This window comes from Salinibacter sp., assembly GCF_042218895.1.
Taxonomy (GTDB): domain Bacteria; phylum Bacteroidota; class Rhodothermia; order Rhodothermales; family Salinibacteraceae; genus Salinibacter.
In genome coordinates this window covers 13079-37218 of sequence record NZ_JBDGQQ010000037.1, presented here as the reverse complement: position 1 = coordinate 37218, position 24140 = coordinate 13079, and the positions used below count along the sequence as shown (strand labels likewise).

Here is a 24140-nt window from a genome sequence, read left to right as displayed (position 1 = left end):
ATCCTCCGCCGAGAGGCCCATCACGAAGGTGCCGTCCGGCACGTACACCATCCCGTCCGGAACCGTGCTGTCTGGCAGGGCCGAAGGAGGACCACCGGAAGACTGATCCGGCGCTGGGGCACCGTCTAAGTCCACTGGCGCCGAGCCGTTGTCCGCAGGACGGCGGGCGTCGGAGCCAGAAGAGCGGTCGGCCGCGGGCACGGATGGCTCCTCGGGGGAAGACCCGTCCGAGAAGAGGCCCAGCGAAAGGTCTGTGCGGAGACCGACGCTGAGAAGCTGGTTGACGAGGTCGAAGGGCACGTCTGGGAAGGAGGGTCTCTCCGGGTTGGGGCCAACGGCGTCACTCCTGCCATCGGCGGCCTCGTCGGGAAAGATGGCATTGAAGCGGGATCCGATGTAAATCGATGTCGAGGAAGAAAGGGCGATGTCGACGCCCACGCCGAGGGCAGGCCCAACGCCCCGCTTCGGGCCTCCGAACAGGGCGGCCACTCCACCCTCAAGGTAAGGAGCCACGGCCCACGTGTTGGCCCGGAACGTGTAGCGCCCGATGAGTTGCGTGGTGGCGCGGTAGGTCCCTGTCCCGCTGTTGAACGACACGCCGTTGATGATCGGGTAGCTCCCGACCTGCAGCCCGAGGCCCACAGAGACGTGGGGGGAGATGGCATAGCCCAGCTCTCCTGATCCATAGTAAGGGACCCCCCACACAAAGCCCTGAAGATCTAAGGGGTGGGAGTGTGCGTCCCCGAAGGAAGACGAACCCAGGTCCCCGGTGTAGTCCCCGAGGCCAATGCCGATTCGGGTGTACAAGCCCTCTCCCGTCCGCGTTGTCGGGGCCGCACGGTTCGTCTGGGCCGCCGCTGGGACCGCGAGCGGGCCGCCAAGCAGACCGATGAGAAGCACTCCGCGGCGGACGACCTTCCAGAAGGAGGCGGAGGTGTGCATGCGTGGGGACGAGTCGTCAAGCAAACTGGTGGAAAAAGGGTACAAGCGCGCTATACAAACGGGTTTTCGGTACGAGCACGCGACAGCCTCGATGCAAATCGCGCGTGAACATCCGACTGCATTTCTAAACACAATATCCGTTCCAAGCTGCAGCACCTTCCTGGCGTCGTTGCGTACATCCGCTCGATCCACGCTGATCCTAAGCCCGGAGCGGGCGAGACGACACTGCAACCCAGCGACAGCGTGGCGACGGCCTGTGGTTGGGCTGCATCTTCGGGCACGGGGGCATGACCGCCGCTTCTCAATCGCCACTGAACCACTCCCGAAGGCAGGAAGCCGCACGCGGCAACCAATCGAGGTGGTGCTGGACCAGGGTCGAGAAGCCCACAGCTTCCAGGACGTCTCAGCGAGGCGTCTGTCGGAGGGCTTGGGGCCATACGTTCGGGCGGTCTATGGTGGGGATGCCTCGACCTATCCTTAATTCCCGCTTCCGCACTTACAGTCGGTCCCAAATGCCTGAGACTGACGACCGCCTCCATCCTCGCACCCGGCCGTCGGCCCCGCCGCGGTGCTCCCCGGTACACGTACGAGCAATTCGACCCTGTCGACTCGCGACACGTGAGCCGCAACGAGGGAAGCATCCCTTCAGCGGTCGGAGGGGAGCCGGAGTCCTTCGTGCCGGAGTCCCATAAATCCAGCAAGTTGGCAGGGGCCCGTCCGTATTCTGCCCGTCCGTATTCTTCGGTGGCGGAGTCGAGGTCACAAATCACGAATCTCTCTGGATACCGTTCTGGAAGGCGCCGGGACATACGTCCCCGAGACAACCGTACCGGTATTCGGCAGCGCTCGAGGTTGGCGCTCTCCGACCGTGAGGGTAGGTATCACCCGGAGAGGGCGTGTCTTCGAACTGAGGGGATTCTGAAGAGGAAGACGCGATGTCCCGCTGGGGCCTGCTAGAACCCGGGAACGGCCCTCGAGTCGCCACACACGTGGATGGGGAGAAACCTGGAAAGATTTTATTCAAGACCCGCCCTCCGTCCTTTCCGTTCCCGGGCTCGTTTCGTACACTATTCCCATCCAGAGGACTGTTTGACGGACGTGCAAGGCCCTCCCGCGCGGTGCAGCCGCGCGATACAAAAACCAGCGAGCCCCGTAGCGGTATTTGCTGGACGCGTGCAGAACCCATTTGCACCGGACGCTCAGCGACTGGGTGCTCCTTGAGGTAAGACGGACAGTCCCCCAACAGCGGAAGTCCTTTTCTCCGATCCAGTTCTCCCAGCATGACTCTTCTCGTTACCGGTGGAGCCGGCTTTATCGGCTCCCACGTGGCCGATGCTCTCGTTGAGCAAGGCCACGAGGTTCATGTTCTGGACGACCTTTCGTCAGGGCAGCGCCATCACGTCCCCGAGGCCGCGCCTCTCTTCGAACACGACATCCGCTCGGACGCGGCCGCGGCGCTGTTTGCAGAGCACCAGTACGACGGTCTTGTGCATCACGCTGCGCAGATCGACGTGCGGCGATCCGTCGAGGCGCCCCGCTTCGACGCGGCCGTCAACATTGGCGGTCTCCTCAACCTAATGGAGGCCGGTCTCGACAATGGGCTGCAGAAGGTCGTCTTTGCCTCCACCGGCGGGGCCATCTACGGCGAGCCCGACTACACTCCTCAGGACGAGGAGCACCCGCTCCGGCCCGTCTCGCCGTATGGAGTCGCGAAGCTGGCCGCCGAGAAGTATCTCCACTACTACCAGCACCAGCACGCTCTCGATGCGGTTTCGCTGCGGTACGCCAACGTTTACGGCCCTCGGCAGGACCCCCACGGGGAGGCCGGGGTTGTGGCAATTTTTGTCGGGGAGATGCTGTCTGGAGGCCAGCCAGTCATCAACGGGAGCGGCGAGCAGACCCGCGACTACGTCTATGTCGGCGATGTCGCGGAGGCGAACCTTGCGGCGCTGGCCTACGACGGAAGTGGGACGTTCAACGTCGGCACCGGTCGGGAGACGAGCGTCAATGAGCTGTTCCGGATGCTCCGGGACGAGACAGGAGCCGAGGTGGAAGAGGCACACGGGCCGGCCCAGCCCGGCGAGCAGCAGCGCAGCGTGCTCGGCGCCGAAAAGGCGAACGCGGAGCTCGGATGGGCTCCCCGGGTCTCCCTCGAAACGGGACTCGCCCGCACGGTCGACTGGTTTCGGGATGCCTTCGAGGCGGAGCCGACCTAGCGTAGGTTATGTCTTGGAGTGCGTCGTTCCGGGCGAGGCCGAGAGGAGTGCTGCTCACGGGATCTGGGGGCGGGGCTCTATCCGTCTTAAATCGTCAGCAGATGTACAGCCGCTGTTCATCCCGTTGTGCAGGGAACGGAACAGGCCGCCATTCGGGTTGATGGAATCGCCTTCCAAAAATGTCTGTGATACTCCCTTCGGCGCTCGCGCTTGCAGAGATGGGAATCGCCGCCGGAACGGGAGCTCTTCTCGTCCTCCTCGTCGTACCGCTCGTGGAACGAGGCGCGCGGCGCAGCGGCTGGATGGCCGTGCCCACTAGGGCCCGCTGGCACGAAGGAGCCACGCCCCACCTGGGAGGAATTGCCCTCGCCGTGGGCATTGCCGCGGGCGTAACTGTAGGGGGTGGGGGACCGGCCTTCGCGAGACCGGTGTGGATGGGAGCCGGTCTGCTCTTTGTCGCCGGCCTGGCCGACGACCTCCGGGGCCTGCGGCCAAGTGCGAAGTTTGGGGCACAGCTCGGGGCCACCGCGCTGCTCCTTACCGCTGGGCTTCATTTCTGGCCAGCCGGTCCGACAGGAGTTTCGGCCCTGCTTACTGTGCTCTGGGTGCTTGGCCTCACCAACGCCCTAAATTTGGTCGACGCAATGGACGGAATCGCGGCCGGGGTTGCCGCCCTCGCGGCCCTCAGCCTGGGCGTCATGTCGGCGTGGCAGGGCCGCCTCCCCCTCGCAGTGGTTGCGGCCGCCGTGGCCGCCGTGACCATAGGGTTCCTCGCCTATAACTTTTCCCCGGCGCGCATCTTCATGGGCGACTGCGGGAGCCTCCCGCTTGGCTACCTGCTAGCGGCCCTAGGGCTGGGTGTGCAGCAGAGCGGGGCGGCGAAGATTCCGGCCCTGGTGCCCGTCGTGGTGCTGGCTGTCCCTCTCTTCGACACGCTTTTTGTGAGCGCGACCCGCCTGCGCCGGGGACAATCGGTTGCGGAAGGGGGGACCGACCACACGATGCACCGGCTCGCACGTCAAGGATGGTCAGAACGGCAGGTCGCGCTGCTCTTCTACGGGGCCGGGGTCGCGTGTGGGGGGATTGGTGTAGTAGGAGCGGTGGGTCCGCCGCTGCTCTTCTACGGGCTCGCGGCCGGTGTGGGGGGCGGCGTCCTGGCGGTCGGGAGGCATCTGGCGCGCCAGACGGGACCGGGACCGACGGGCCCACCGGACCCTGCCTCGTCCGCGGAAGAACGTTCCGTCGAGATTGACGAGCGAGACCGTGGAGCGCCTACCTCTGAAGGCACTGCGCCCTGACCGCACAGAAGGCGTTAGACAACATCCGCAAACACCCCGCCCTCGACCGCCTCCATCTCTACGCGACCGCCTCCCGGCACTTTCAGATCAGGCGCTGCCCGGCAATCAGAGGGCCTCGCGGTCGACCGTCGCGTGGCTGCCGTCGCAAAAGGGCTTGGTGTCGGAGGCACCGCAGCGACAGAGCGCGCCGGCGTTCCCCGAGCAGGTCTGATCACTGGTGCCCTCGATCGTAACGGGGCCCTCGATCATGAGTGGCCCCCCATCCGTGACGCGAATACGGAGCGCCTCGCCGGGGCTGTCGTCCGACGTGGAAAGGCGGTCGACAGTAATCGTCCCGTCATCCTCGAACCCCTCATCGTGACTCCCGTCGCAAAGCGGCTTGTTGCCGGAACGACCGCAGCGGCAGAGGGCCACGCGCGTATCCGTGAGCACTTGCTCCCCGTCTGGCCCGACCAGCTCAACGTCACCATGGACGAGAAGAGGGCCGTTCGGAAATAAGGAAATGCGGTTTTCGGCGGGCGGGGTCTCGGGGTTTGTGCCTGCCCGCCGGAGATGCAGAGCCCCCGTTGGACACTGCATCACGACCTCCTCGACGGCGTCGGGATCGGCGTGCTCGGGGTCGATCCAGGGACGCCGCTCCGGGTCGAAGACGCTCGGGAGTCCGTCCACGCAGGCTCGAGCGTGGATGCACCGCTTCTGGTCCCACGTGATTGTGACGCCGTTGCCGTCGTAGGTGTAGGTCTTCGTGTCCATGGATCAAGAGGCAATGAGGGAAGAGCTCAGGCACAGGCTCCGGTACGGCGAGGCATCAGAGACGTTCGCGACAGCGAGCAGGGGAACTCCGGGCGGAGACCTTGAGCGTAGCTGGACTCTTCGGGGCCCGCTCAACCGAGGGGCTACACCTCCACGACGTAGTCGGGCCGAAAGTTTGGGTTTTCGTCGGGATAGCCTCGGGGATTGCTCAGCACGCGCGTCGTCCCGAGCCGGTAGTCGAAAGAGGCGTGGACGTGCCCGTGGATCCAAAGCTGGGCGCCGGACTGCTCGACGAACGCCCCTCGCCGGGCGACGAACGCCGCGCTGGTGTCCTGCTCTACGTATCGCGGGTCGATCGACCATCGGCTGGGCGGGTGATGGGTCACCACGACCGTTGCGCGGACGTCCGGGTCGGTTGGGGCTTCAAGCTGTCGCTGAAGCCAGCGCACCGACATGCGGTGGAGCCGATCCGTATCGCGAGGCCGCAGCGGTCGGCGAGCCCGGAGCAGGTGGATGCGCTGGTAGTCGTCGACACTGCCTCGACAGGCCCGCATCACTTCGGCTCGCCGGCCCTCAAACAGCTCGAATCCGGTCCAAAATGTGCACCCCAGAAACCGAACGGACCCGATCGTAACGGCGTCCCGCTCCAGGAAATGCGTTCCGGCCAAGCGATCTTCCGCCGTCGAGAACGGACCGGCACGCCGAAGCGCAGTGTTCGTTGCGTCGAGGTGGCAATCGTAGTACTCGTGGTTTCCGGCAACATACACCACGGGCACCTGAGGGAAAGCCTCGCGCGCCCACGCGATGCCATCGGTGTCCCTGCCAATGTCGCCTGCCAGCACGACCACATCGGCCCGGCGGGCCACCCCGTCGAGCCGGGGGGGATCGTGATGGCGGAGGTGCAAGTCGCTAAGAATGCAGATGCGCACGGTGGGGACGCGCCTCGGTTTCAGTTTGCCGGGGAATTGTGGGCGCCGGAGAATCCAGCGTCCGAGACCTCCATAGAGCGACCTTCAGAGCCGGAGCGCCGCTCCCCGTGAATGCCGACGAAAGTGTCCTCGGCAGTTACACCACTCGTTCAAAAATCAACTGCATCTCCTTGCGCATCTGCTCGGGGAATCCAGTTTTGACCGAGTCCACGCGGAGCTGAACGGTGCTTGTTTCGGCAATCGTGAGAAATGTCTTCTGCGACACGTAGAGCCGAGTCGGTCCCACCTCTCCCTTATCAGGTCGGCGAATGTCCTCAATGGGGAGCGTCTGGTCCCCCATCGTCAGCTTCAGAGAGTCCGCCGAGCCGATGCCAATGAGCGTGAGGGCCCAACGCGTGCCGTTTGGGGCCTTCACGCCGACGGCCCGGGCGGAAATCTCTTCAGTCAGGGGGCGGGGCGAAGCCATGAGCGTAGTCTTCTCGCTGGCTCCCGGCCCCTCGATGGTTTTGACGTTCGCCTCCTGGGCGGCCGCCGGTGGAGAGACGAGGAGAAGGGCGAGGAGGACAAGAAGCAATCGGCGGAGCATGGCAGTCGTGCGGCGGTTCCTGTGTCGAGCGGACTGGGTTGGACGCGTCACATGCCCGAATGTGGCTTCCTTCAATCAATCTTTGCGGGTAGTGGCTGGCGTCTCGGGACGAACGACCCTCAGCGCCGGGCGTACCAGCCGGGCAGTTGTGTCGCGTTTTTCCACAGCGGTCCCCTCCCGCCCATGAATGCGCACTTCGAAACCAAGGCGGCGGCCCGGCAGGCCGTGTGGGACGCCCTCGAAGAGCAAGGCGCGGCCCGCTTCCCGTTCCCGCCCCACGGCCGCATACCGAACTTCGACGGAGCCCCTGCCGCGGCGGAGCGCTTGTTCGAGGGCGGGTTGCTCCGTGAGGCTCATCGGATCAAGGTGAACCCCGACGCGCCGCAGCGTCACGTCCGGATCGAGGCCCTGCGGCGGGGCTGCGTGGTGTTCGTCCCAACTCCGCGCCTCCGTGGCGGATTCAAACGGCTCGTTCCCCAGTCCATCCCCGCGGACGAGGTGGACGCGGCCGCTAGCCTCTCGAACATGGACCAGTGGGCCGAACCGGTTACGCTCGCGGAACTGCCTCAACTCGACGCGATCGTCACCGGCTCCGTCGCCGTGACGCATGGCGGCCGCCGGTGTGGGAAGGGGGAGGGCTACAGCGACCTCGAGTACGCAATCCTGCGGGAGCTCGGGCACGATCCAGTTCCGGTGTTGACGACGGTTCACCCGATCCAGGTCGTCGAGACGGTGCCAACCGATCCTCACGACCTGCCTCTCTCCGGAATCGTAACGCCAGACGAAGCCCACTCGGTAGAGGATCCGCCCGTTCCCCCCTCCGGCATCGACTGGAATGCGCTCTCCGACGACGATTTGGACGCGATGCCGATTCTTCGTCGGCTTCAGGGGGAGGGGGGATAGCGTGCGCCAACCGTCTCCGTTCCGCAGTGGAGACGGTCCGAAGGCCACAAATCCTCCTCCGAAGGGCGCCTCCCACAACCGCGGTCGTTCCGCTCCGAATCCTTTTGCTGAAGTGTCGGCCCCCATGAACGCCAACGATCGGTCCATCGTCGTACTCGTGATGGTGGGACACGGCCTGGTGCACACCTACGAGCTGTCCATCCCCATCTTTATGACGGCCTGGCTTGGGGAGCTTGGGGTGTCGGAGGCGGCGCTCGGGACGCTCGTAGGGGCAGGGTATTTCCTGTTTGGGGCTGGAGCACTACCGGGCGGAATCCTCGCGGACCGCTTCGGGTCGCAACGCCTCATCGCGGCGTGCCTCGCGGGGATGGGCGGGGCCTTTCTCCTTCTGGGGCTCCTTCCGGGCATCTGGGGGGTTGGCGCGGCGCTCCTGGCGTGGGGAGCGGCGGCCAGCGTGTACCACCCGGCCGGACTCTCGCTCATCAGCACAGGTGCGCAGCAGCGAGGGCGGGCCCTGGCCTGGCACGGCATCGCGGGCAATGTGGGAATTGCGGGCGGCCCCCTCGCCACGGCCCTTCTCCTGCTCTTCTTCGACTGGCCGTCGGTGGCGATTCTGCTCGGGCTTCCCGCCCTCGGGGCAGCCGCTGGGGCGCTCCGAACCTCGGTCGACGAGACGGCCGCCGTGGACCCGCAGAGCGCTGAGGAGACAGAGGCATCCCCCGCCGCGGGTGGCTTCTCGGCCCTATGGGCCCGATCGAGAACCCTCTTTGCGTCGGGCTTCGCGGGCGTGTTCGTGCTCGTGGCGCTTTCTGGACTCTACTACCGTGGCATGCTCACCTTTTTGCCCGATCTCCTCACACCTCTGGTGGGAAATGTGCCGATGGACGTGGCGGCCGGGCGCTACGTCTATGCCGGCCTGTTGGCAGTGGGGATCGGCGGGCAGTACACGGGCGGACGGCTCTCCGACCGCGAGGGGACGGAGCGCACGCTGGCACTTGCCCTGACGATCCTGGCGGGGGTGGCCGTGGCGTTCCTGCCGGTGGCGGGCCTCGGGACCGCGGCGCTGCTCGCGATTAGTGTCGTGCTGGGCTTCTTCCTGTTCGTCGTGCAGCCGCTCTACCAGGCGACCGTCGCTGAGTACACCCCGCCGGACGCGCGCGGGCTCTCCTACGGTTACACCTACCTTGGGGTCTTCGGCGTGGGAGCGCTGGGGGCCGCCCTCGCGGGAGCCGTGCTCCAAATAGCCGGGCCGCCGCTCCTCTTCGGTGTCCTGGCGGGCATCGCCCTGCTCGGGGCGGGACTCAGCGGATGGCTCGCCCTGCGCCGCCCACAGCCGGAGAGCGCTCCCTCTTGATCACCCTCTGAGGCGGGTTTCAAACTACCAATTGGCCGTGCGGAGGTGGCTGAAGTTTATGACCGCCTGCTGGTCGTTTGCCAGGGCGTGGTACAGAGGAAGGTCGTCGGTGACAACCAGATAGGTCCCCTCGGAGGCCTCCGCAATGCCCGTGTCCGTGAGGCGAAACTGGCGGAAATACGGGTGCTTGCAGATTTCCGAAGAGGGATGATGCCTCTCTTCGAGCTCCGGGATCAGTCGTCGAAGGAGCCCCGTGCGATTGCGTCTTGCCTCTTTGGGAAGGTGTCCCAAAAAATTACTGACCTCTGTGAGAACCGGGGGCGTCGTGGCCACCGTCTCAAAATGCCCCAGAAGACGCTTGAGGAGCTCAAAATCCTCTGTGGTGAAAGTGCTGGTGCGCTTGAACCGCTCAATCCTGTGCGGCTCGTACACCCCCACGACGTAGAGCAAAAGCAGATTGGTGTCGACGAGTACACCTTCCGTCCGGTACTCGACGAGAAGGTGCTCGATGTGATCAGGCATTCTCGACCGAGCGAATCTTCATTGAGACGACATCTCCCGTTTCGGCGTTGATCTTAAATCGCTTGTAACGGCGTGGGGCAGAGGAGAGAGTGGACAATGGGGAGGAGGAATCTTCTTTTTTCTTTTCGTTCGTGAATCCGATGGTAATAAACCAATAGGGTGTGCCATCTTCTTCGTCCCGCTCTACCTCCTCCAGCAACACGTTCGAGAAGGGCTCCTCCTCGTAGAGATCCTCAAAGTATGAAAGGGCGACTTGCGTCGCCTCCTTGACGTCAATCATAGTCGCGGCGGTTTTCGGCGAGGCATCGCTTCCATGTACTCGATGGGCGGGGGGCGCCGTTCCGGGGAGCAGGAGGTCGATCTGCCAGCTACCACTCCGGCCGAGTCTGGAAAAGAGCCTACGACGGGGGAAGGTCTTCAGTCTTCCGATTCGGGGGCCGGCCCTGGCAGCAGCGGCTGCGGCGGACCCACGATGGCCCGGTGGACGAGATTCGCGACCCTCGGGCGCACCTGCTGGATCTGCTCGGAGGTGTCGTCGGGGTACACCCGGTTCGTGAGCAGGATGAGGAACAGGTCCTGCTCCGGGTCGACCCAGAAAGAGGTCCCCGTGTAGCCGGTGTGGCCGAAGCTTGAGGCCGAAAATTCGTCTCCGGCCGAGGAGTAGCCCTCCTGGCTTTTTGTGTCCCAGCCGAGGGCGCGGGTGCTGTTCGGCACGTCTGCCCGAGCGGTAAATGTCTCGATCGTTTCAGGCTCGAGGAACTGCCGCCCGTCGATCCGGCCCTCGTGGACGAGCATGTAGCCAAAGCGGGCCAGATCAGGGGCCGTCGAGAAGAGCCCGGCGTTCCCCGACACGCCGCCCATGTCGCGGGCCATCGGGTCGTGCACGGTTCCTTGGAAGCGGGTGCCTGAGGTGTCGGTAGTCGGGACCACGTTGGAATCGGGCGAGGAATCGACGGCGCGGAAGCCGGTGTTGTGCATGCCCAGCGGCTCGAAAATGCGCCTCTCGCAAAAGGTATCGAAGGACTGACCGCTAATCGTCTCCACGATCCGCATGACCGTGATCATGTTGAGCCCGCTGTACTTGTATGTGGTGCCGGGCGTGTACGTTAATGGCTGGGCCATAATGGTGTCGAGGATTGCCGCCCGGGTCGGCCCTCGCTCCTCGGGACCGAGGTACGGCTTCAGGCCCGAGGAGTGCGTAAGAAGTTGGCGCACGGTGACGGCCCCCTTTCCGTTCTGGGCAAAGTCCGGAAGATAGCGGGCCACCGGGGCGTCCAGCTTGAGCGAGTCCGACTCGTAGAGCAGCATGGCGGCGGTCGTGGTGGCCACCACCTTCGTGAGCGACGCAAGGTCGTACTGCGCACTCGGCGTGACCGGCTTCTTCTGGTCGTAAGTGTAGTAGCCGTGCCCACTCAGTTTCACGATCGCGGGCCCGCGGCCCACAGCCATTGTCGCGCCGGGGAAGGCACCGTCGAGCATCGCCGACCGGAGGAGCGTGTCGACGCGGGCGAGCTGCCGTCCATCCATGCCCACCGACTCAGGAAAGCCGTGGCGCGGTGACACTGGATCCAGGGGGATGCCGGAGTCCTTCTCGGCCATCCCCGGAATGGTGACGGGCAGGCGCCCGGGAGTTCCGGCCCCGCCAGTAAGGGCCTGCGCGGCGGCGCGCTGCGAGACGTCCCCGGTGCCGTAGGCGGCAAGGATGGCACCGGGGGACGGCTCAAGGCCGGTCGGGGCGTAGGGATTGCCGAAGGCAGTAAACGCGACTGGCACCTCCTGGGCCACAAGGCCTTCGAGGAAATTGTGATGCATGTCGGGCAGGCCGATCGAGCCGCTCCAGGCCCGCACGCGGAGGAAGGAGGGAACGATCACAACGTCATAGTTTGGGGCCGCCGCGAGGTGGTCGTTCACGTCCGCGGAGTCGGAGCGAGGGTCGAGCCGGCGGACATCGAGAGAACGGACGGCGGGCCGGGCCCGAAGCGTGTTGACGAACGGGTCCCCGACGCCGGGCGCCTCGCTATCGCTGAGCTTAACGACCAGCACGTCGTGCTGGGCCGGTGGCGTAAGGGGGAGGAGGTCGTTCTCGTTGGAAAGAAGCGTCAGCGACTCGCGGGCCACTGTGCGGGACAGCACCGCGTGCGACCGGCGGTCCACCCGGCGGCGCGTCGTCGTGAGGGGAACCTGGCGCTCCTCGTGCAGGCCGAGCCGCTGTTTTGCCTCGAGTAGGCGCCGCACCGAATTGTTGATCTGGGTCGTGTCGAGACGCCCGCTCGTCACGGCGCTCCGGATCGCGTCGTGGGCGGCCCATGGGTTCGTCGACATGAGCAGGAGGTCGGCCCCGGACTCCAGGACGCGCACAGCCGTCTCCCCGACGCCGAACGTGCGGGTCACGGCCTTCATGTTCAGGGCGTCGGTCACGACGAGGCCCTCAAACCCCAGATCCGTTCGGAGCAGCCCGTGGGTGAGGGGGCGGGACAGAGTCGCGGGGACGCTGTCGGACGCCAGGGAAGGCAGCGCCAGGTGGCCGGTCATGACGCTCCGGGCCCCCGCATCGAGGGCCTGTCGGAAGGGAGGGAGCTCGAGCGTGTCGAGACGCGCCCGGTCGAACCGAAGCACCGGCAGATTGATGTGCGAGTCGACGTCCGTGTCGCCGTGGCCCGGAAAGTGTTTGAGCGTGGCGAGGGTTCCCCCATCCTGGGCCCCGCGGGTAAAGGCGGCCGCCATGGTTCCCACGAGAGAAGGCGTCCCGCCGAACGAACGGACGTTGATAATCGGGTTCTTCGGGTTGTTGTTGACGTCCGCCACGGGGGCGTAGAGCTGATGCACCCCGAGGGCCCGGGCCTCCCGGGCAGTGACGTAGCCCACCCGGTAGGCGTAGGACGCGTCTCGCGTGGCCCCGAGGGCCATGGCCGGGGGGAACGAGGTGGCCTCGTCGATACGCATGCCCACCCCCCATTCGGTGTCCTGGGCCACGAGGAGGGGCCGCTCGGCGGTCCGCTGCAGATGGTTGGCCATCGTGATCTGCGTCATGGGCGTGCCGGGGCCAAACACCAGCCCCCCAGCACCAAACGAGTCGACGAGAGAAATCGTCCGGCGGTACGATGGGCTGTTGGCATTCTGGAAGAAGCCGTCCAGCCGGACGACGAAGAGCTGAGCGATTTTCTCGTCGAGCGACATCTGCCGGAGCTGCCGCTCGGCCCACTCCGGGGAGGAGGCGGAATCGGAGGTATCGGCCCACGCAGGGCCGAGATCCGTCGGGGCGGGAGGCCCTGTGCCGCTCATCCCCAGCATGAGGAGAACAGCGGCAAGCACCGGCAACAGGCGACGGGCAAAGGAGGGCGGGCGGAACAGACGAATCATATCGGGGGATCAGTCGGAGCAAAGGGCTATCCAGGAGAAGGACCGGCGCGATGCGGGTACGCCTTCAGGACACAGAGACCGTCATCCGCGCTCCTCCGCCGCTGGGCTCTGAACGTCCTCGGTGTCGAAGAGGGAGACCTCTTCCCGCTGTAGGTCCTGCCACAGGAAGACGGCCGCACCGAGGGCAACGGCTCCGCAGGCAAGGCCCCAGATGGTCCAGCCCAGGATTAGGTAACCGGTCCCGAAGAGGGTGCTGTAGATGAGCACCACCCCCGCGAGCCAGTCGAGGGCGAGGCGCCCGAGGCCCGAGTCCGGCTCCACGTCGGGGTGGCGCTCGGCGACGGGATCCCAGCCGGGCCCACCGGGATGGACGGTGCGATAAAAATTATCGAGCGTGTCTTCGGCGGTGGGGCGCGTGAGGAAGGTCGCGGCCAGCCAGACCACCGTCGTAAATCCAACCACCGAGTAGAGGTTCATGGGAAACTCGGCCTGCAGGCCCGGCACCGTGACCCCGAACGCATTCAGTACGAGAGCCACCACCGTGAGCACAATGGGGGCCACGGTGGCCATCATCTCGCTCCAGGCATTGATGCGCCACCAGTACCAGCGCAGGATGAGGACAAGGCCTAGCCCTGCGGAGGCCGAGAGCAAGAGGCCCCATGCCTCACGGATGGTGTCCAGGTACAGGGTAACGACGAGGCTCAGCAGGGCAACGCCGAAGGTAAGCGCTCGCGAGACGAAGACGTAGTGGTTCTCGTCGGCGTCGGGCCGCACGAAGCGTGCCCAGAAGTCGTTCACGAGGTACGATACGCCCCAGTTCAGCTGGGTGGAAACTGTGCTCATGAACGCCGCCAGGAAGGCGGCGAACAGGAGGCCGAGCATGCCGGGCGGGAGCACATCTTTCATCACGAGGACGAAGCCGGCCCGCGGCTCGTCAAGATCGGGGTAGAGGACCAGCGCCGCCAGGGCCACGATGATCCACGGCCACGGCCGCAGGCAGAAGTGGGCGATCGTGTACCAGAGCATCGAGAAGAGCGCGTTCGGTTCGTCCTTGGCGCTCATCATGCGCTGGGCCACGTACCCGCCGCCGCCCGGCTCGGCCCCGGGATACCAGCTGGCCCACCACTGCACCCCCGCGTACGCGGCGAAGGCCAGGGCCGACAGCGAGAACGTGGCCGCTCCCTCGGCCGCACCCCCGATCGTCGGCAGCAGGTTGAACGTCTCGGCCGGGAGTTGTTCACGCAAGCCCGCCACCCCCCCAATCTCCGGCATGTCGAGCACGAGGAAGGCGAGCGCGATGGTGCCGCCCATCGCCACCACGAACTGAAACAGGTCCGTCACCATCACGCCCCACAGGCCCGACAGCAGCGCGTAGACGGCCACCACCAGGATGAGCCCCCCCACCACGAGAAGCGCGGCGCTCAGCTCCCGTCCCAGAACCGAGAAAGAGGTTTGCCCAAACAGTGTAAGGTTCGGGAAGAGCCGATCGATGACTGTCTCCATCGCCAGCGACACCCACCCGATGATAAGGATGTTTAGCAGGAGGCCGAAAAAGAGGGCCTTGATGCCGCGTAGCCAGGCAGCCACGCGCCCACTGTACCGGAACTCGACAAACTCCACGTCGGTGAGGACGCCGCTTCGGCGCCAGAGGCGGGCAAAGAAAAAGACCGTGAGCATCCCCCCAATGGCCGCGTTCCACCAGAGCCAGTTGCCCGCAATGCCGTCCCGCGCCACGATCTCGGTCACCAAAAGCGGCGTGTCGACGGCGAACGTCGTCGCGACCATGCTGGTGCCGGCCAGCCACCAGGGCATGGCCCGGCCCGTGAGGAAAAACTCCGAGGTGTCCTCGCCGGCGCGCTGGTAAAAGTACAGCGCAATCCCGAACGAGAGCAGGAGGTAGGCAACGACGAACAACCAGTCGAGAAGAGTCACAGGCGGGAACGGCTGGGTACGACGTCAACGGGACAACGTGGCAGGGGCTACTCGGTGGAGGTCCAGGTCTTCCCGTCACTGCGAATGTGGACCGTGGTTCCGCGGGCCCCCAGGGCGGTAATCTCGTACATGCTCTGGGTCGTCTGAAGAGTCGGGGTAAAAGGGCGGCCCTGAATTTTGACATCCGCGGCGTCGAGGGCCGAGAGGGACGACGCGTAGTGCCCTGTGCTGTCGTGGTACTGGCGCTGCCGGTAGTAGAGGCGGCGGAGTGCCCACTTGATCCGGGCCGTCGGGGGCACCTGGACGTTGACCGTGTCCGTCCCGGCAGGGGCGTCAACGAACTGAACGATCCCCCACCGCTCGGGCCGATGCATGTCGATCACCCCCTGCGGCGACCAGACCCAGTTGCTCTCAGGATGGGCCTTCGTGGTGTCGAGATCCTTCTTGTATCGCCCGTTTTGAACGGTCAGCGGCCAGTCGACCCGCGAAAAGTTGAGGCGCCACTGATCGCCGGCCTGGGGCGGGCGGCCTTCGGGGGCAGCTTCCTCCAGGGCGGACCACGGCAGGCGCATCTCGACGGTCCACCCCTCGTCGGTGTCCGAGGGGTCGTTGAGCGTCCCATCGACGTGCACGGCCACCTTAATGCCCCGCACGTCCCAGGCGTCGATGGCCGGTCCGCCATCGCGGTAGGGCGACAGGAGCATGAGGTCCCACACGGTTTCGAGGGCGTTGACCTCCACCTCGTAGTAGTTGTGGGTGGTGCCGGTGGGGTCGATGAAGACCTCGAAGTCATCGTCGTAGTACACCACCGTGTCCCGCTGCGTAAGCGTTCCCCACACGTTGGGCTCCTCCAGCTGAGCGGCCACGTAGAGCGCTTCGTCGTCCCACAGCATCTTGGCGCGGGTGCGGTACCGGGGCGTGGGGGCGTCCGGGCCCCGGATGTCGACAAAGTCGGCTGTCCAGGGGGCTGCGGCCCAGTCGGCCTCAACGAGACGGCCATCCACGTCGATAGGAGCCGCTGCGCGGTGGATCGCGTAGGTGCGCGGGGCGAACGGCAGGTCACTTCCAGTGGCGGCCGGTGACCACTGAGGAGCGGAATCAGAATCTCCGCCACAGCCCCCACCGACGAGGAGCAAAAAGACGCCCGCGAGGAGCATGGAGGGCAGAGCTCGTTTCATCGCACGTCAGCAATGCCGGAGAGAGTTTTCACAGGATAGCAGGAGCGGGAACGGTTCGCAATGAAGGCTCTCGATTCGGAACCGCTTCCAGATGGAAGAGGTCAGCGCGCAAGCCTACCATATAAAAGCGGGGTCCCCCATCGGATCTGCCGCCCTGAAGCTGTGGCTCTGAAAACGCCTGACACACAAGGAGGGGGACCCGTCCCATTTGTTGAACAATCTTCAATATACGAACACTCGGCTTGCGACCCCGACCCGCGTCCAGTACCATTGAAGGCGTCTTCGTTATTTTCAGTCTCAGTACTCAGACCTGCACATGCCACACATTCAACAGTCGCCCGATACCTATGATGTCTGCATTGTCGGCTCCGGTGCGGGGGGAAGCATGGCGGCCAAAGTCCTGGCCGAGGCCGGGGCGAGTGTGGCTGTTCTGGAAGCGGGGCCAGAATGGAACGTGGAGGAGGACGGGGCCATGTTCGATTGGAACTACGCATCGCCGCGCCGCGGGGCCGCAACGGAGGAGCGGCCGTTCGGGGAATTTGACGCTTGCATCGGCGGATGGTCGATCGAGGGGGAGCCGTACACGACCACCGAGGGGACTGACTGGCGGTGGTGGCGGGCCCGCATGCTGGGCGGACGCACCCATCACTGGGGGCGCATCTCTCTCCGCTTCGGCCCGGACGACTTCAACGCCCGCAGCATCGACGGGTACGGCGACGACTGGCCCATCGACTACGAGGACCTGAAGCCCTACTACGACAGAGTCGACCGGCTGGTCGGCATTTTTGGCTCGCGGGACGGCTTCTACAACGAGCCGGACGGCATCTTCATGGACCCCCCGGAGCCACGCTGCTACGAGAAGCTCCTCAAGCAGGGTGCGGAGAGCATCGGCATCCCGGTGCTCTCCTCCCGCATGTCGATCCTGACGGAGGACCACAATGGCCGCCAGGCTTGTCACTACTGTGCGCAGTGCAACCGGGGCTGCACGACGCACTCGAACTTCTCGGCCCCGCCGGTGCTCCTCGATCCAGCGCTCGAGACGGGGAACCTGACGCTCATCACCAATGCGATGGCCCGTGAGGTAACGACCGACGCGGAGGGCCAGGCGACGGGAGTGTCCTACATCGACACTCAGAGCCGGCGGGAGCAGACGGTGAAGGCCGACGTGGTGGTGCTGGCCGCCAGCGCCTGCGAGTCGGCCCGACTGCTGTTGAACTCGACCTCCCGGCAGCATCCCAACGGCTTGGCTAACTCCAGCGACACGGTTGGGCGCTACCTGATGGACTCAACGGGGACAACCGTGGTCGGCTTCATGCCCCAACTCTTGAGCCAGCCGGCCCACAACTGCGACGGGGTGGGCGGGATGCACATCTACATTCCCTGGTGGGCCTACGACCAGGATCTCGACTTTCCCCGCGGCTATCATTTCGAAACCTGGGGCGGCCGCAGCATGCCAGGGTACGGCTTTGGCGGGGGCATCCAGGACCTGAACGACAAGCTCCCCGACGCGGACCGGAAGGGCGGCGGGGGGTACGGCCAGCAGCTCAAGGAGGACTACCGCCGCCTCTACGGGGCCGTGGTGGGCTTTTCGGGGCGGGGAGAGTCGATCGCCCGCGAGGACAACTACTGCGAGATCGATCCGGAGACGACCGACGAGTACGGCATTCCTGTGCTGCGCTTCAACCACTCCTGGAGCGACGCCGAGCGGCTGCAGGCAAAGCACATGCAGGAACGAGGACGAGCCATCATTGAGGCGGCGGGCGGCAGGTCCCTCGGTGACATGCCGGGCCCCGAGGACGACTACGGGATTACCAACCCCGGCGAGATTATCCACGAGTCCGGTGTGACCCGCATGGGCGAGAACCCGGACGAGTCGGTTCTGAATCCGTACTGTCAGGCCCACGACGTCGATAACCTGTTCGTCGCCGACGCCGGCCCGTTCGTGTCGATGCCGCACAAGAATCCGACCTGGACCATTCTCGCCCTCTCGATGCGCACGGCCGACTACATTGTCGACCAGCGCAACAAGGGCAACCTTTAGTTTGGGCTTTCCCCCGGCTTCCGGACGCGCGCGCTTCCGGTGCCGGGGTCTGGCCCGTGGTGCGTGAGGTGTGAAGGTGAGAACCGCATGCGTCACGTCCCACCCATTGCCGCTCGCGGGTGTGCGAGCCCACGAGCCTCTCCGAACGATTCCACCACATTTCCCCTGGACCGATGAGTGAGATTGGACGCCGAGACGCCCTCAAGCTAATTGGCCTTATGGCGGCGGCTCCCACCTTTAGCGTGGCCTGCTCCACTGAGAGCGCCGACGAGCAGGAGAAGGAGGTGGAACCGGCCACCACGGCCCCCGACCCGAAGGCCTACGACCGCCAGCTCTTCTCGGATCACGAGTACGAAACGGTCCGCGTGCTCGTAGACTGGATTATTCCGGCGGACAAGCGCTCGGGCAGCGCTACGGACGCGGGGGTGCCCGAGTTTATCGACTTCATTCTGACGGACGAGAAGCTGCGCAACCGGGACGAGGCGCAGCGCGCCTTCCGGGGCGGCCTTGCCTGGATCGACTACGAGTGCATCGAGCGCTTCGGCGGCCCGTTCGTGGAGTGCGACCAAAAGCAGCAGCGGAAGCTGATCGACGCGATCGCGTGGCCGGAGCAGGCCGAGCCGGCGATGCAGCCCGGCGTCGAGTTCTTCAACAGCCTCCGCGACCTCACGGCCTCGGGCTTCTTCTCGTCCAAGATGGGCATGGAGGACCTGAAGTATCAGGGCAATCGGTACGTGGCCGAGTGGACGGGGTGCCCCGACGAGGTGCTCAAGCACATTGGGGTGACGGCGTAGCGGCCTGAGACCCGTGCCCCGAAGAGGCGAAGGGACACGGGCGTTGGCGATGGAACGGAATCTCGATGCGGGATGAAAGCGTTCGGGGGAGGCTGGTGCTCCGTTGAACGCCCGGAAACGTGTCGGGACGAGGAAGACCTCGGCTGGCACATCTCCAATCCCGGAGGGGCGCGGTAAAGGCGACCCGCCGACGGCGCGCACGATCGGGTCGAATCCACCCGCCCTCACCAGCTACGCCCCGGACGCATCCGCCGCTCCACAGCTTTTCCGCACCACCAGCTCCGGCTCCAGCTCTGTGTGCACCGGGTCGGTGCCGGGGCTCTCGATCTGGTCGATGAGCAGATCGACCGCCCGCTGGCCCTTTTCGTAGACCGGCTGGCGAACGGTGGTCAGGGGCGGCACGGTGTACTCCGAGGCGGGAAGCCCGTCGAACCCGACGACGGCGACGTCCTCGGGGACCCGATATCCATTCTCCTGAAGTGCAAGGAGCGCCCCCATCGCAATCGCATCACTCGCACAGAAGAGGGCCCGCGGCAGTGCGCCCCACGCGATCCAGTCCTGAATAATGGTGTACCCACTTTCTTGAGAATAGTCCCCCTCGGCGACGAACCGGTCTGGCACCGAGCAGTCGCCGTCTGACAGCGCCTGCTCGATCCCCTCCCGCCGGTCCCCGGTCTCTTTGAGGTCGAGACTGCCCAGTATCAGGCCGATCTCCTCGTATCCGAGATCGCACAGATGGCGACCGGCCTTGCGCCCTCCCTTCTCGTTGTCGATGTCCACGGAACTGAGCGTGTCCCAGGCTGGGTCGCGGCCGATGAGCACCGTTGGGATGTCGTCCGAGTCAAGCGAGGAGGCGACCAGATCGGTGACCTCGGTGGTGATGAGGACGTACCCGTCAAATCGAGAGTCGCGGGCCCGGTCCTGAATTTCGTCCTCGACCTCCTCGGAAGCCATCGACAGCGACACGAAGTATCCGCGCTCGAGGCACTGCTCGAAGATGCCGGAGTACAGCAGGGGCCAGTAGCCGTTGGCCAGCGATTCGTCGCCCCGGCGAGGCGTGAGGACGCTAATCTCGAAGGACCGATCGGTGGCGAGGCTCCGGGCCACTGAGCTTGGGCGGTAGTCGTGCTCTTCGATCACCTTGAGCACCCGCTGACGAGCCTCCTCGCTCACGTTGGGGTGGTTGTTGAGCACCCGTGACACCACGGACCGGGAAACATACGCCAGCTCGGCAACCTGGTCAATCGTCATGTCTTCCTCCATGGCGGAATCGGGGCTTTGGTTAGGAAGTTGTCGAAGAAACGAGTTCGCGGGACGACGGCTCCTTTCGGGCAAAATGCCTGGGAAACAAAGGATACGAGGGCCTGGATACGGAGACAACCCCAGCGCTCCGCGCCGAGACAAAACCCCGGTGGTGGCACCCCTTTTTCGCTCCCGTCTGCGTTTTGAATGTGGTAGCGATAACGTTCGTTTCACGAAATCCACACGTTTCCGGGCAGGGCCTATGTCAACCGCTCCCGTCGTTCCACTCTGGGCTCAGGAGGATTTCTCGGCGGCCCGAACATACCCCCCTGGCTCGTCCCTACCGGTTCGTCGGGGCAGGACGACTGGAGCGCGAGCCCCGTCGCCGTAGCACCATCGCCGCGCTCTCGGCTCCGGCCCGGTCGACGGCCGAGACCGCAACGATGCTCGGCCCCATCGTGGATGGGTCGCGGGCCAGTTGATACGTGCGCTGCGGGCCCGGGACGATGTCGGTCACCCACTCCGAGCCCCGACGCCAGCGCACCACCCACCAGCGGACGGTCTGTTGACCTGTCGGCTTCATCGTGAGGATGAGGTGATCGGCCTGCTCCCAAACCGTTAGGATGGGGCGCTTGGGAGGCTCGTCGTTGAGCCACGGCGAGGCGGGCACGAGGGCCGGTTCGGCGTACGGCTCGGTCGGCAATCGCTCAAGGAGACGAGCCGTCGCCCGGAGATGCCGAGGCCCCCGCCGCGTTTGTGGGACGGCGATGGAGTCCACGGACGCGGCATCCCCCGCCACCGAGTCGACGGGTCGTCCGGCTACGATCACCGAGTCGGCCCTCACGGTGTCGAGAACGGGGGCGACCGCTGCACTGTCGGTGCCGGCGTGGACGAGCACTGAATCCGGGAGGGGCATCAGGGCCTGCATGCTGAAATGAACCTGACCGGTGGCCTCCGGGTGCGACCGGGCGGTGTAGATCTGGCCGATGAGGTGCCGGTCCGACCAGTGCCGATTTCCCGACATGCGCACGCGGCTCGTGTAGAGCCCGGGCCAGACGTGGCGGTCGTGCCGGTTCTGCTCGATCCACCAGCGCAGCATGGTGGGGTAGGCGTATCCGTACTGGTCGGTTCGGTAGTAGAGCTGAGGCGTGATGTAGTCGATCCAACCTTCCCGCAGCCATTTGCGGGCGTCGGCGTAGAGCTGGGCGTAGGCATCGAAGCCCTTCGTGCCCGGCGGGTGGCCGGGGCGCCAGATGCCGAACGGACTGATCCCGAACTTGACCTGCGGATCGGCCTCCTTTACGGAGCGGTAGAGACGCTTGACGAGCCGGTTCACGTTGTGTCGGCGCCAGTCGGCCCGGCTGCCAGTCCATCCATTCCGCTGGGCCCGCGCCCAGCTTGCGCTGTCGGGGAAGGGGGCACCGTCGGCGTACGAGGGGTACGGGTAGAAATAGTCGTCGAAGTGGACACCGTCGATCTCGTAGCGCCGGACGACGTCCATGATGACCCGGCGCGTGTGGGCCCGCGCTTCCGGCACGCCGGGGTCGAGCCACAGGTACTCCCCGTACTGGCGCACCCACTTCGGGTGGGTATGGCTGACGTGGTTTGGGGCGAGCGCGGAGGTGTCCGCCGGGTGTCCGGCCCGAAATGGGTTGAACCACGCGTGCAGCTCGAGGCCGCGCTCATGGGCCTCCCGGACAGCAAACCGGAGGGGATCGTAGTGTGGATCGGGCGCACGGCCCTGCTTCCCCGTCAAGTAGAAGGACCACGGCTCGTGCGGGGAGTCGTAAAGCGCGTCGGCGTGGGGGCGCACCTGAAAGATCACGGCGTTCAGGTGAAGGGCCGCGGCCTGGTCGAGCATCCGGCGTAGCTCGGCCTTCTGCTGCTCGACGGGTAGGCCCGGTTCGGAGGGCCAGTCGATGTTGGCGACCGTGGCGATCCAGGCGGCCCGAAACTCGCGGGAAACAGAAGGAAGAGACGTGGCCTCGGCCTTCGCCCAGCCCGATGATTGTTGGGGGCCGAGGGTTCGACAGCCAGTCGACAGTACGATTCCAAAAATCAGCAGCCTAAGGGCAAGTCGCCGATAACAGAAGCGATGAGCAGCGGAAGCGGCTGTGAGGGAGGAAGCGCGAGAGCGAAGCATCGAGGAAGAAAAGGTCATTACTGGGCCACCACCATTCGGCCGGTGCCGATGTCCCGGGCGTCGTTGTCCGTGGCGGCCTGCACGCGGTAGACGTACACGCCGGACGAGAGCGTCGACCCGTCGAGTCGAAGCGTCTGCTCGACTCCCGCAGAAAGAGACGTGCGGATCCGGAGGACGCGCCGTCCGAGCACGTCGTAGACGTTCACCGTGACCTCGGCGGCCGCCGCGAGGTCCAGCACGAGGGTGGTCGTTTCCGAGAAGGGGTTGGGATGGTTTCCGCGGACGGCGAAGGCCTCGGCGGCCTGAGAGACGCGTCCTTCCGCCGAGACGGACGAACTCGGCGTGCTCTCCACCGCATTGGCGCTCACGGCCGTGACGGCGTAATGGTACGGGTGCTCCGCCCGCACAGGCCGGTCCGTCAGCGTAGGCGTGCCGGTGACGGTCAGCAGATTCTGGGCCTTCTGCATCGCGTTCGTGAAGTCAGGCGACGTGCGGGCCCGGACTCGGTAGACCGCGTAGCGCCGGGCGCCCGACGGGTCACCAGAGGACGACTCCCACTGGAGCGTCACCTCCTTGTTCTGCGGTCCTGTCCGCTCGACGGTCAGGGCCTGCGGGGCGGCCGGGGCATCGGTGTTCCGCCACGGCAGGGTTGGGGGCAGCGCTGGGTGCCGGTAGAGGTGCTGCCGGAGCGAATCGGCGAGGCCCTGTGCAGGGGTGCGGGTGAGGTGCTCGGACCGAAAAAACACGGTCCCCTGAATGCGATCGCGCCGCCGGTTGAAGCGTACTTGGCGGGGCACCACATCGGGGCCGTAGTCGGGCGCTCCGTGGCGCGCTGCGGCCCGGACCTGGAAGAGGCGAGGGCCCGACTTGACCTTCGGGGCAGCCTTGTACGCGGCGAGACCGGGGTAGAGGTGCCGCTCGTTCGCGTCCGCCCGCTTGGCCCACCAGGGAGCCAGGGTGGCGTAGTCCTGCCCGCCTCCGAAGCCCCAGTAGAGTTGCGGAGCGAGGTAGTCGACCGACCTGTTTTTCAGCCAGGCCACCGCGTCGGCGTAGATCGTATGGTAGGCACTGAGCCCGGTGATTCCGGAGGGTACCCCCCTCTTCCAGATGCCGAATGGGCTGATGCCAAACACCACCCGAGGGGCCGTCGTCTGAAGGCTGTCGTGCACCTGTTGGACGAACGTGTCAATGTTGTCGCGACGCCAGTTTTCAACGTCCTCGAACCCGCGCGGGTATTTCTCAAACGTATCGCGATCCTTCGTTCGATTTCCCGGCTGATCCATCTCGTTCGGCGGGTAGGGGTAGAAGTAGTCATCGAAGTGAATCCCGTCGACATCGTAGCGCCGCGCCACGTCCATGACGACCCGCGTGACGTAGTTTCGCACCTGTGGCAGCCCGGGATCGAGTACCTTTAGGCCGTCCTCAAACTGGAGGAGCCACTCAGGATGCTCCTCCGCGACGTGGGTCGTGTCCAGGTCGTAGTCGGAACTGGCGTTCACCGCGCGGAACGGGTTGAGCCAAGCGTGCACTTCCAGGCCGCGGGCGTGCGCCTCCTCAATGACGAACCGAAGCGGATCGTAGAAGGGATCTGGAGCCCGCCCCTGCTCCCCGGTCAGCCAGTAGGCCCACGGCTCAAGGTCAGAGTTGTACATCGCGTCGCTCTCGGACCGAACCTGGAAGAAGACGGCGTTGATGCCGGTTGCCTTTAGGCTGTCAAGCATGCGGCGCAGCTCGGCCTTCTGGGCGGACGGGGAGGCTGTCCGCGAGGTCGGCCAGTCCAAATTGTAGGCCGTGGCGATCCAGGCCCCGCGGAACTCGTGCTTCGGGGGAGTCTGTGCGGCGACACCTGTAGCAAAGAAAAGAAACAGGCCAAACGACAGCAGAAGAAGTGTGCGGACAGATCTCATTGTTGGATAGGGACCGATTGGCCAGACAGACGTTGGCAGA

Annotated in this window: 17 protein-coding genes and 1 pseudogene; 6 read left to right on the top strand and 12 right to left on the bottom strand. The window is 65.5% G+C overall.

Translation table 11 applies throughout. The features are described 5' to 3' along the window. A pseudogene (locus ABEL04_RS04065) lies at positions 1-942 on the bottom strand (hypothetical protein); the annotation flags it as partial. Between the two features lie 1280 nt (positions 943-2222). On the opposite strand from ABEL04_RS04065, the gene ABEL04_RS04060 reads away from it, so the two are divergent. Then, complete coding sequence (locus ABEL04_RS04060; RefSeq protein WP_375801104.1) at positions 2223-3158, top strand: NAD-dependent epimerase/dehydratase family protein; 936 nt, start codon at positions 2223-2225, stop codon at positions 3156-3158. 179 nt (positions 3159-3337) lie between these two features. Further along, on the top strand, positions 3338-4456 hold the full coding sequence (locus tag ABEL04_RS04055; protein WP_375801103.1) for a glycosyltransferase family 4 protein: 1119 nt from the start codon (positions 3338-3340) through the stop codon (positions 4454-4456). A gap of 105 nt (positions 4457-4561) precedes the next feature. On the opposite strand, the gene ABEL04_RS04050 is transcribed toward ABEL04_RS04055, so the two are convergent. From ABEL04_RS04050 to ABEL04_RS04040, 3 genes are all read right to left on the bottom strand, one after another. Continuing rightward, positions 4562-5209 carry a CDGSH iron-sulfur domain-containing protein gene (locus ABEL04_RS04050; RefSeq protein ID WP_375801102.1) on the bottom strand — a complete coding sequence of 216 codons (648 nt, stop codon included), beginning with the start codon at positions 5207-5209 and terminating at the stop codon, positions 4562-4564. A gap of 143 nt (positions 5210-5352) precedes the next feature. After that, the gene (locus tag ABEL04_RS04045) at positions 5353-6138 is read right to left on the bottom strand and encodes a metallophosphoesterase (RefSeq protein WP_375801101.1); all 786 of its coding nucleotides are present in this window, start codon (positions 6136-6138) and stop codon (positions 5353-5355) included. Positions 6139-6274: 136 nt separating this feature from the next. Then, positions 6275-6724 carry a hypothetical protein gene (locus ABEL04_RS04040; protein WP_375801100.1) on the bottom strand — a complete coding sequence of 150 codons (450 nt, stop codon included), beginning with the start codon at positions 6722-6724 and terminating at the stop codon, positions 6275-6277. Between the two features lie 183 nt (positions 6725-6907). On the opposite strand from ABEL04_RS04040, the gene ABEL04_RS04035 reads away from it, so the two are divergent. Together ABEL04_RS04035 and ABEL04_RS04030 are read left to right on the top strand one after the other, a co-directional pair. After that, on the top strand, positions 6908-7627 hold the full coding sequence (locus ABEL04_RS04035) for a 5-formyltetrahydrofolate cyclo-ligase (protein WP_375801105.1): 720 nt from the start codon (positions 6908-6910) through the stop codon (positions 7625-7627). Between the two features lie 124 nt (positions 7628-7751). Further along, positions 7752-8981 (top strand): MFS transporter, encoded by a 1230-nt coding sequence (locus tag ABEL04_RS04030; protein WP_375801099.1) that lies wholly within the window; start codon positions 7752-7754, stop codon positions 8979-8981. Between the two features lie 24 nt (positions 8982-9005). On the opposite strand, the gene ABEL04_RS04025 is transcribed toward ABEL04_RS04030, so the two are convergent. The 5 genes from ABEL04_RS04025 to ABEL04_RS04005 form a co-directional block, all read right to left on the bottom strand. Further along, positions 9006-9503 carry a PIN domain-containing protein gene (locus tag ABEL04_RS04025; RefSeq protein ID WP_375801098.1) on the bottom strand — a complete coding sequence of 166 codons (498 nt, stop codon included), beginning with the start codon at positions 9501-9503 and terminating at the stop codon, positions 9006-9008. Continuing rightward, positions 9496-9783, bottom strand: coding sequence for a hypothetical protein (locus tag ABEL04_RS04020; protein ID WP_375801097.1), 288 nt, complete (start codon positions 9781-9783; stop codon positions 9496-9498). The genes ABEL04_RS04025 and ABEL04_RS04020 overlap by 8 nt, the downstream gene beginning before the upstream one ends. A 137-nt stretch (positions 9784-9920) precedes the next feature. Next, positions 9921-12863, bottom strand: coding sequence for a glycoside hydrolase family 3 N-terminal domain-containing protein (locus ABEL04_RS04015; RefSeq protein ID WP_375801096.1), 2943 nt, complete (start codon positions 12861-12863; stop codon positions 9921-9923). Positions 12864-12944: 81 nt separating this feature from the next. Further along, positions 12945-14795: a sodium:solute symporter family protein gene (locus tag ABEL04_RS04010; RefSeq protein ID WP_375801095.1), complete on the bottom strand. Its 1851-nt coding sequence runs from the start codon at positions 14793-14795 to the stop codon at positions 12945-12947. Between the two features lie 47 nt (positions 14796-14842). Further along, positions 14843-15973, bottom strand: coding sequence for a carbohydrate-binding family 9-like protein (locus ABEL04_RS04005; RefSeq protein WP_375801094.1), 1131 nt, complete (start codon positions 15971-15973; stop codon positions 14843-14845). Between the two features lie 316 nt (positions 15974-16289). On the opposite strand from ABEL04_RS04005, the gene ABEL04_RS04000 reads away from it, so the two are divergent. Together ABEL04_RS04000 and ABEL04_RS03995 are read left to right on the top strand one after the other, a co-directional pair. Then, on the top strand, positions 16290-18014 hold the full coding sequence (locus tag ABEL04_RS04000) for a GMC family oxidoreductase (protein WP_375801093.1): 1725 nt from the start codon (positions 16290-16292) through the stop codon (positions 18012-18014). A gap of 173 nt (positions 18015-18187) precedes the next feature. Further along, positions 18188-18808 (top strand): gluconate 2-dehydrogenase subunit 3 family protein, encoded by a 621-nt coding sequence (locus ABEL04_RS03995; protein ID WP_375801092.1) that lies wholly within the window; start codon positions 18188-18190, stop codon positions 18806-18808. 231 nt (positions 18809-19039) lie between these two features. Here the strand turns inward: ABEL04_RS03995 and ABEL04_RS03990 are convergent, their stop codons facing one another. The 3 genes from ABEL04_RS03990 to ABEL04_RS03980 form a co-directional block, all read right to left on the bottom strand. Next, a complete protein-coding gene (locus ABEL04_RS03990; RefSeq protein WP_375801091.1) occupies positions 19040-20071 on the bottom strand; it encodes a LacI family DNA-binding transcriptional regulator in 1032 nt (343 codons plus the stop codon). A gap of 319 nt (positions 20072-20390) precedes the next feature. Then, positions 20391-22193, bottom strand: a complete 1803-nt coding sequence (locus ABEL04_RS03985) for a glycoside hydrolase family 10 protein (RefSeq protein WP_375801090.1) — start codon at positions 22191-22193, stop codon at positions 20391-20393. A gap of 17 nt (positions 22194-22210) precedes the next feature. Next, positions 22211-24100, bottom strand: a complete 1890-nt coding sequence (locus tag ABEL04_RS03980; RefSeq protein ID WP_375801089.1) for a family 10 glycosylhydrolase — start codon at positions 24098-24100, stop codon at positions 22211-22213. Positions 24101-24140: the final 40 nt, after the last annotated feature.